Origin of the sequence: Octadecabacter antarcticus 307 (assembly GCF_000155675.2) — a bacterium.
In the GTDB taxonomy this organism is placed as follows: domain Bacteria; phylum Pseudomonadota; class Alphaproteobacteria; order Rhodobacterales; family Rhodobacteraceae; genus Octadecabacter; species Octadecabacter antarcticus.
This window is the reverse complement of the sequence record NC_020911.1, coordinates 349,606-357,500: the sequence shown is the minus strand read 5'-3', so window position 1 is coordinate 357,500 and position 7,895 is coordinate 349,606. Positions and strand designations below refer to the sequence as shown.

The window sequence follows — 7,895 nt, the reverse complement described above, 5'->3', positions numbered from 1 at the left end:
CGATGACTGGCTTGCGCCCAAAGTCGCAATTGACGAGCTTTAAGCAGCATTCAACAGGTGGGGGCGTCACACCAATCACCAAAGACCAGACTTAGCATTCGCCTGCCGGGTCTCAGCACCGAAGCTGGCCGTTTAGCGCCAGTCTAAACATACTGCGGCCGAGAATGAGTGATCCTCGCTACCAATGCATTTATACTGCGTTCACCGGATTTAAGTAGCGCGCTCCGTGCCTGTAAAGACACCGTAACTTGTGCCTTGCCGGTCTTCGCAGCAGACTCCTTCATTGTATGGCCATGCGCAAGAAGACAGACGACTTCCGCTTCCTTTGATGAAAAGATAGGAAATTCATTCAAGATGCTCTCAGCAGTGATACCACTACACAACCTCGTTACTTTTCCTGCCAAAAAACTGGGGCCACCTGAATAAAAAAATTGTCTTTTCAAAACCAGCTGCAGCGACTTGCTGCCCTCTAATTCGACGCGGCCATAGTACTGGCCAACCTCGTCCAGGGAAGAAATTATATCTTGCATTTTTAATGATAAGTCTTCAACAAACTGAATACCGATCAATTCTGGAAATCTTCTGGCTTTATCTAAGATAATTACTCTGCCAGATTTGGGGGCGCAAATCAAAGGCGCACATGTCTGTCCTCCAGGTTGAGTTAGTTCAAAGGTTAGCGGAAATATGCAACACATTCCCAACATGGCTAAATCACGCAAGGCCAGCAACCCGCGAACTTCATAAGATTTTTCTGATGTGGACGCTGCACTTGTAGCGGTAGGGGTGAAATTAAAAAAGGTATTTCCACTCGCAAGGTCTTTGTAATGTGTTGCGTCAATAATCTCGCCCAAAGGTGAAATATGAAAATCGCGAAAGTATTGATTACTTCGCACTTTATGCATTGCGGCCTCAACGATATTGCGGCCGCTAAACGCCTCGGACAATGAGAACCAACCGGCTGCCTCTTGTGCGCGCACGATTTTCTCTAAAGAAATAGGGAGGGGTAATGGAGGCTTTGTTGCACAAATCGCCCTTATGGCGTGCTTCCCCTGACCCCTGACGGATTCAGCCTACAGTAACGGTGTTTGGGATGCCAAGGGCGGTGAAGCCGTTGAGTATCGCGGCACGGATTTGGACTTCCGCAACTTGCCGGTCAAAGTCTCGTGCGGCCAGGCGCTGCCCGAGTAGTTTCAAACAATGCATCTTTGTCTCAACACGACTCCTGCGGTGGTATCCGCTCAAGCGACGCCATTGAGCGCGGCCGAGATCCTTTGAGGACTGTACCGCTTCGTTTCGGGCTCTGGCCCCCAGCGTATCCGGCTTCCATAGCTTGGCATTCTTGCGTGGCGGGATGACAGCACGGGCATTGCGGGCCGCAATCGCATCATGGCATTTGCGGGTGTCATATGCCCCATCTGCTGTGACACTGCCAATCTTCTGATCTGGTGTGATCTGACCGAGAAGGTTGGGCAACATGGGTGGGTCTCCAATGCTGCTACTCGTCACTTCGACCGCGCGTATCTCCAACGTTTCTTCATCAATCCCTATATGTATCTTGCGCCACACCCGACGTTTCGGCCCGCCATGCTTGCGAGCGTTCCACTCACCTTCGCCCTCAACTTTGATGCCGGTACTGTCGATAAGGAGGTTTAGCGGGCCCTTTGAGCCCTGATACGGGATGGTAACCGATAGCCTTTTCTGACGCCGACATAACGTGCTGAAGTCTGGGACCTCCCAGTCAAGGTCGATCAATTTCAACAGGCTTTCCACAAAGCCCGTCGCCTGCCTCAAAGGCATTCCGAACAGCACTTTCAACGTGAGACAGGCTTGGATCGCCGCATCGCTATAGCGTGGCTGGCGGCCCCGTTTGCCCCCCTCTCATGGTTTGCAAACAAACCACTGCCGGGCAACGGTAGGCGCAGCTTTCCAAGTGACCTCTGGGTTAAACCAAATGGTCAGTGACCCGCGTCGCTTCAGGGCCTTGTTATACTCAGGCCAGTTCCTCGTGCGGTAAATCGGGGCGATAGGTTTACTCATGACGCCAGCTACCATGCTGGATTTACAACATGAATCCCTGATACGAGACTATTTGTGCAACAAAGCCCATCGGCTGTGGTAACTTCCGTACCGCTTACAGATTTCGTCTGCGCTAATTTCCGCCACCATACAGGTATAAAAGCCACCGTCACCCGCAGGGGTGAAATGGGTGCATTCCTGATACATACTGAAGGCGCATGTGTTTTTTAAATCTGTAAGCGCCGAAGCCAAGGGTGACAGCATAGCAAGAAAAACCTCGCGCTTAGCAACGTCGAAAGTGCCAGAAAAGCCTTTCAGATCATGGAGCGGATCGCTGAAAAATATTGCAAGATCAGGGCAGGTAAATGTCAAGCCGAACGCTGCGCCCATCGCTCAAGGAGAGGTGCCGCGCGATCAGGCTGCGTCGCGCGTTGTAGCTTGGAAACTGGCGAAGGGCGAAGACGTGCGTATGCTGGCATTGGCGCGGACAAAAAAGCGCGGGCAGGTCCACTGTGCCGTCGAGACATTGGCATGCGCTTCCTCTGTTCTGAAAGCGAGCTCGAAATGGACGAGCAGTTCAGAGGACCACTGTCTATGGAACCAAATGTGTCAGCAATATGAATTTGATATCGAAACGAAACTAAATTGACAAAGTGGCCCGAGGTCAGTTAGTTTTGATTTGAAATTAAATGGGACGCTGCAGTGAACAAGCCATTACAAAACTGGGGTGCAAAACCGCGCCGCAAGCGCACCCCTAACATGCTCAGCGCAGACGACGAGTTGCATCTTTTGCGGGCCTGGCAGCAGCGCGGTGACGGGCGCGCACGCGATAAGTTAATCGAGGCCTTCATCCCCATGGCGCGGACAATGGCAAAACGGTTTTCGGCAGGGTTGCAAGCGGCGGAACCTGATCTTGTGCAGCAAGCCAACATAGGTCTGATGAAGGCGGCGGATCGGTTTGATCCCGAACGTGGCTACCGCTTTTCTACCTATTCCGTCTGGTGGATTCGTGCCGAAATTCAGAGCTACAAGCTTGCCAGCATGTCGATTGTTCGGCGCCCAAACTCAGCCGACTTCCGGAATGCTGTTGGTAAACTCGGGCGGCTTGATGAAGCCGTATCAAACGATCCCACTATCAATCGGACCGACGCTGATGCGCTCGTTGCCAAGGCACTCGGCGTCAACCTCCAACGACTGAACGATCTGCGTCAACAGGTTTCTGGCACAGACTATTCACTGAATTTACCATCGTTCGGTGATGACGGAGAGGAGCGCATGGCGCGGCTTGTCGATCCAGCCAGCACGGAAGATGCAGACACCATGCACCGCCTTGATATTAAAAAGCTGCGCGGGCTCCTTGTCGAAATAATTGGCTCCCTGCCCGACCGAGAGCGCAAGATCATAATGGCGACGCAACTCCAAGATCCACCAGCCACTTTGACAGCGCTCGGGATTCACTTCGGGATATCTACGGAACGCGTGCGACAACTGCGCGAAATGGGCTTTGAAAGGCTGAGAACTACCATGACTCAGCGAGATCTAGAATTGGAGTACTTCGTCTGAAGGCAGGCGTGCAGCCCTGTGCAAAACGCGGGGTGGCTTGATTATGTTGCAAGCCAAAAAAACGGCCACTCAACTATATGGGATAGTGTCTATGGGACCAAAATTAATCGACCCGTTTCACCGAGCAATTTCATACCTACGCGTCTCTGTCACCGATAGATGCGATTTTCGCTGCGTCTATTGCATGTCAGAGAACATGACGTTTTTGCCCAAGAAGGAACTTCTGGCGCTGGAAGAGCTGGACCGTATGTGCACTACCTTTGTCGGTCTTGGAGTAGAAAAACTGCGGATAACGGGGGGCGAGCCTTTAGTGCGTCGCGATATCATGAATTTTTTCAAGGGTATGACGAGGCATCTTGAAAGCGGTGCGCTGAAAGAGCTGACCGTCACAACAAACGGGTCGCAGTTGGAGAAGTTCGCGGGCGATCTGGCGGCTTGTGGCGTGAAGCGGATCAATGTCTCTCTGGATACACTGGACGAGAAGAAATTCGCAAAGATCACTCGCTGGGGCCGCCTGACACAGGTTCTGGCGGGCATCCGCGCAGCGCAAAAGGCGGGTCTGCGAGTTAAGATCAATACCGTTGCGCTGAAGGATTTCAACGAAGACGAGCTGTTCACACTGGCCCATTGGTGCGCCGAGGAAGGCATGGATCTGACGTTCATCGAGGTGATGCCGATGGGCGATCTCGGGAACGAGGACCGCATCGGCCAGTATTGGTCACTGAAGGACCTGCGCGCCCAGCTGGAGACGCGTTTTACCACTACTGACCTGTCAGAGCAGACAGGTGGCCCAGCCCGCTATGTCCGGATCAACGAGACCGGCCAGAAAATCGGCTTAATCACGCCGCTGACACATAATTTCTGCGAAAGCTGCAACCGCGTGCGCCTGACATGCACCTTAGAATTATACATGTGCCTCGGGCAGGATGAGATGGCCGATCTGCGCAAACCGATGCGCGAGCATGCCGATGATGCCATGTTGCAGCAGGCCATTCGTGAAGCGATCCTCCGCAAGCCAAAAGGCCATGATTTTGACTATTCGCGCCAGAAGGTCGACGGTCAGGTCATCCGCCACATGAGCCATACCGGTGGCTAACTACAGGGGCGTTCTTTCGGCGGTAGACCAACGCATGAGAGCACGCAGGAATAGAGCACTTTTTCGGAGGAAGCATGACAATACGACAGGACATTATCGACAAACTCCGTCACGCGTTACCTGTTGGGCATCTGGAGGTGATAAATGAAAGCCACAAGCACAATGTGCCGGAAGGCGCAGAATCCCATTTCAAGGTAGTTATTGTGAGCCCAGCCTTTGAAGGCAAAACGCTGGTGGCCCGCCACCGGCTGCTCAACGGTATCCTTGCAGAAGCCCTCTCCACCGACATTCATGCGCTGGCGTTGCATACAATGACTAAAGATGAATGGTTCATCTCACGTGAAGCACCCGCATCGCCCCCTTGCATGGGCGGCGGCGTCCACCGATGATGAAACCTTGCAGCGTGCCACTTCGCCCATCAGCCTATTGTCACGTTATCGAATTTCGTCCACGCCGCTAACGAAATTCACCCACTTTAGAAAGGCTACCACATGTCCGCCACTCCAATTATAGCGCAAAAATCCCCCTTCCCGACAGACGTCGAAGCAGGAGAGACCTACTTCTGGTGCGCCTGTGGCAGGTCTTCGAAACAGCCTTTCTGTGACGGATCGCATAGGGGCACGGATATCACTCCAGTGAAATGGGAAGCGTCCGAGACGAAGAAGGTCTTCTTTTGTGGCTGTAAATCCTCGGCCAATGCACCTTTGTGCGATGGCCGTCATTCCAAGTTGTAACCATAAAGAAATTCCACTCTCTCAATGTGTTGGGTGGGAGCTTGCAGCTCTGTTCGATTGATTTCGTCACTGGCATCCCCAAGACAGAGGCCGTAGGGTAGGGCGACTTTTGGCATAAGTAGGACCAATGGCTGCTTTCGAGAAAATGGGCACAGGCCCGACGGGATTCTAGGCGTTCAACAAACGGTGCAGACTGTGTGAAAACGCGCTTCCCTACGGCGCGTAATAGAAGATCAGAGTTTCCAGTTGTAGGTTCGCCGGGTTTTCCCGTTTGGGCGACCAACCACCAGCAAACGAGCTTCTTTACGGGATTGGTAGGCTGTTTTTGGCCAAAACTGGCAGGCAGAACCCCTATCAAGCGTTGATGGTTCGCATGAGGCCAGCCACACCCACAAGGTTAAGGCGCGGCGAATATTGTAAGTCAGCGCTGTCAAACTGAACTCGCCCCTGACATTCTCAATGCGACGAGTGAGAAAATCCCTTTGCCCCATCCATTGCTTGATCGATCCGAACGGATGTTCGACGCTCTCGCGGCGTTGTTCCAGAACTTCAGGTTTCGCTGTTCTGCGATAAGTCTGTGCTTGGTATAAACGGCAAAGCGTCTGGGAGCGGGGCGTTCCTTGGATGTGTTTCATACAAAAACATGCCATTTCTACAGGCCCTAAGGAATCCTCTATCAGGCGATATCAGCGTTGATTGCCTGCCTCTCTGTCGGGGAGGACTTTTCACACAGTCTAGGTCGTTTTTGGAACCATTATCCTATCGTGATCGAGCCATCTGCTCGCTCAATTTCCACCAGCACTTTTTCGTTTTTTTTGTGGCGTACGACGAGCTGCCTCATCAGCTTGCCCTTGGGGGGATGTGGCGTGCAGCTAACTCCGGCTCAGATGCATTCGCCTCCGTCGATGACCAATGCATGCCCGGTCATGAATGACGATTGGTCGGACGCCAGGTAAACAATCCCGTTAGCGACCTCATCGACGGTACCAAAACGGCCCATTGGAATAGTTGAATCGACGTATTCATCCAGCTTTTCGCGGCCACCCATTTGGATTTCGAAACCGCGATTGAACGGCGTATCGATGAAACCGGGGCAAAGCGTGTTGAACCTAATATTCTCATTTGCATAATCGGCCGCCATTTGGCGCGTCATAGCAAGAACCGCGTGCTTGGTCGTGGCATAGGCGATCATCTCGCGGTCATATTGGACCCCAGAATTCGACGACGTAATGATGACGCTGCCGCCGCCTTGCGCGCGCATTGGTGGGATAGCAGCTTGGGAGGCAACAAAATGCGCCCGCACGTTTAAAGCCCAAGACGCATCCATATCGTTGACCGATACATTCTCAAGCTTGCCCTCGACCTGTAAGCCCGCATGTGAATGAAGAATGTCTAGACGGCCTTTCTGTGTGGCGACTTGGCCGATGGCTGCTACAAGCGCTTTATCGTCGGTTACATCCAGCTGAAATGCTTCAGCTATGTAACCGTCTGCCTGAATGGCCTCAGCAACAGATTTCGCCGCCGCTGCATCGCGGTCTGTTACAACCACATACGCACCCTCCCGCGCCAAGGCATGTGCGCCAGCAGCGCCAATGCCGGATCCAGCCGCGGTGACAAACGCCACTTTATTTTTAAGAAGCAATGCGTATTCCTCTCCAAATATTGGGCACTATCGTTTCTGTCCACGTCTCAAAATTAGCTGGGCGATAACAAGCATGATTAGCGACGCACCCATAACCATCGTGCCAATTGCGTTAACTTCCGGAGTGATGCCCCGTCGGATTGAGGCAAAGATGTAGATTGGCAATGTTGTTTCAGACCCAGCCACGAAGAATGCAATGATGAAGTCGTCAAAGCTGAACGTGAAACTTAGCAAGAAGCCAGCGAGGACTGCAGGCGCAATGAGTGGCAACGTAATTTGACGGAATGTGCCAAAGGGCGTCGCATAAAGGTCAGCCGAGGCTTCACTCAGCATACCTTCCAAGCTGGCAAGGCGGGCTCGAACAATGATCACCACAAGCGCGAGGGTGAACATTGTATGAGCTGCGATAAGCGAACCCATACCCATGGACAAAGTCGGCGCTGTGCTCCCGTCGGGCCAAATTGCCGAGAGCCATGGGTTAACGACACCGAATACTGTCACCAACGCGATGAGCGTAGCGATGCCTATCACAATCCCCGGGATCATTACTGCTATGTAGATCAGAGCGTCAAAAAATGCTCGCACCGGGCCGCGCATCCCTTGCAGGCCTACCGCCGCCAATGTCCCCAAGGTACTGGCTAAAGTCGCCGAAACGAAGGCCACGAACAGACTGTTGCCCAAAGCGTCCATCACAAACGGGTTGTCTAGAGCTCTGCCATACCACTTGACCGAAAAGCCCTCGAACTGACTGGCACTTCTTCCTGCACTGAAGCTAAACAGCGCGATTATGGCGATGGGTGTGTACAGGAATATGTAGACGAAAATTGTGTAAATGCGCATTGGA

Annotated in this window: 9 protein-coding genes and 1 pseudogene (1 of these 10 running past the window's edge); 4 read left to right on the top strand and 6 right to left on the bottom strand. The window is 52.8% G+C overall.

Annotated elements, in window-relative coordinates:
- The 3 genes and pseudogenes from OAN307_RS31100 to OAN307_RS01885 all read right to left on the bottom strand — a co-directional run.
- Positions 1–70, bottom strand: partial view of a phage integrase central domain-containing protein gene (locus tag OAN307_RS31100; protein ID WP_408634928.1) — the 5' end (the start) only. Its footprint begins 128 nt before the window's first position; the window shows 70 of its 198 coding nt (coding positions 1–70); its start codon is at positions 68–70; its stop codon lies beyond the left edge, outside the window.
- Positions 71–143: 73 nt separating this feature from the next.
- Positions 144–977, bottom strand: a complete 834-nt coding sequence (locus OAN307_RS01890; protein ID WP_015498179.1) for a helix-turn-helix transcriptional regulator — start codon at positions 975–977, stop codon at positions 144–146.
- An 88-nt stretch (positions 978–1,065) separates the two neighbouring features.
- Positions 1,066–2,037: pseudogene (locus OAN307_RS01885) on the bottom strand (IS5 family transposase).
- Positions 2,038–2,718: 681 nt separating this feature from the next.
- Between OAN307_RS01885 and OAN307_RS01875 the strand changes: the two are divergent.
- The 4 genes from OAN307_RS01875 to OAN307_RS25785 all read left to right on the top strand — a co-directional run bounded on the left by OAN307_RS01875 (position 2,719) and on the right by OAN307_RS25785 (position 5,409).
- The gene (locus OAN307_RS01875; RefSeq protein ID WP_015498177.1) at positions 2,719–3,579 is read left to right on the top strand and encodes a sigma-70 family RNA polymerase sigma factor; all 861 of its coding nucleotides are present in this window, start codon (positions 2,719–2,721) and stop codon (positions 3,577–3,579) included.
- A gap of 91 nt (positions 3,580–3,670) precedes the next feature.
- Positions 3,671–4,675 carry a GTP 3',8-cyclase MoaA gene (moaA, locus tag OAN307_RS01870; protein ID WP_015498176.1) on the top strand — a complete coding sequence of 335 codons (1,005 nt, stop codon included), beginning with the start codon at positions 3,671–3,673 and terminating at the stop codon, positions 4,673–4,675.
- Between the two features lie 74 nt (positions 4,676–4,749).
- The gene (locus OAN307_RS01865; RefSeq protein WP_015498175.1) at positions 4,750–5,064 is read left to right on the top strand and encodes a BolA family protein; all 315 of its coding nucleotides are present in this window, start codon (positions 4,750–4,752) and stop codon (positions 5,062–5,064) included.
- 102 nt (positions 5,065–5,166) lie between these two features.
- Positions 5,167–5,409, top strand: a complete 243-nt coding sequence (locus tag OAN307_RS25785; protein WP_083902898.1) for a CDGSH iron-sulfur domain-containing protein — start codon at positions 5,167–5,169, stop codon at positions 5,407–5,409.
- Positions 5,410–5,642: 233 nt separating this feature from the next.
- Here the strand turns inward: OAN307_RS25785 and OAN307_RS29350 are convergent, their stop codons facing one another.
- The 3 genes from OAN307_RS29350 to OAN307_RS01855 form a co-directional block, all read right to left on the bottom strand.
- Positions 5,643–6,044: a transposase gene (locus OAN307_RS29350; RefSeq protein WP_015498174.1), complete on the bottom strand. Its 402-nt coding sequence runs from the start codon at positions 6,042–6,044 to the stop codon at positions 5,643–5,645.
- A 248-nt stretch (positions 6,045–6,292) separates the two neighbouring features.
- Positions 6,293–7,051 (bottom strand): SDR family NAD(P)-dependent oxidoreductase, encoded by a 759-nt coding sequence (locus OAN307_RS01860; RefSeq protein WP_015498173.1) that lies wholly within the window; start codon positions 7,049–7,051, stop codon positions 6,293–6,295.
- A gap of 27 nt (positions 7,052–7,078) precedes the next feature.
- Positions 7,079–7,891: an ABC transporter permease gene (locus OAN307_RS01855; RefSeq protein ID WP_015498172.1), complete on the bottom strand. Its 813-nt coding sequence runs from the start codon at positions 7,889–7,891 to the stop codon at positions 7,079–7,081.
- Positions 7,892–7,895: the final 4 nt, after the last annotated feature.

Coding starts and splice junctions, on each gene's coding strand:
- moaA (WP_015498176.1), top strand. CDS start 3,671: ATGGGACCAAAATTAATCGACCCGTTTCACCGAGCAATTTCATACCTA.
- OAN307_RS01865 (WP_015498175.1), top strand. CDS start 4,750: ATGACAATACGACAGGACATTATCGACAAACTCCGTCACGCGTTACCT.
- OAN307_RS25785 (WP_083902898.1), top strand. CDS start 5,167: ATGTCCGCCACTCCAATTATAGCGCAAAAATCCCCCTTCCCGACAGAC.
- OAN307_RS29350 (WP_015498174.1), bottom strand. CDS start 6,044: ATGAAACACATCCAAGGAACGCCCCGCTCCCAGACGCTTTGCCGTTTA.
- OAN307_RS01855 (WP_015498172.1), bottom strand. CDS start 7,891: ATGCGCATTTACACAATTTTCGTCTACATATTCCTGTACACACCCATC.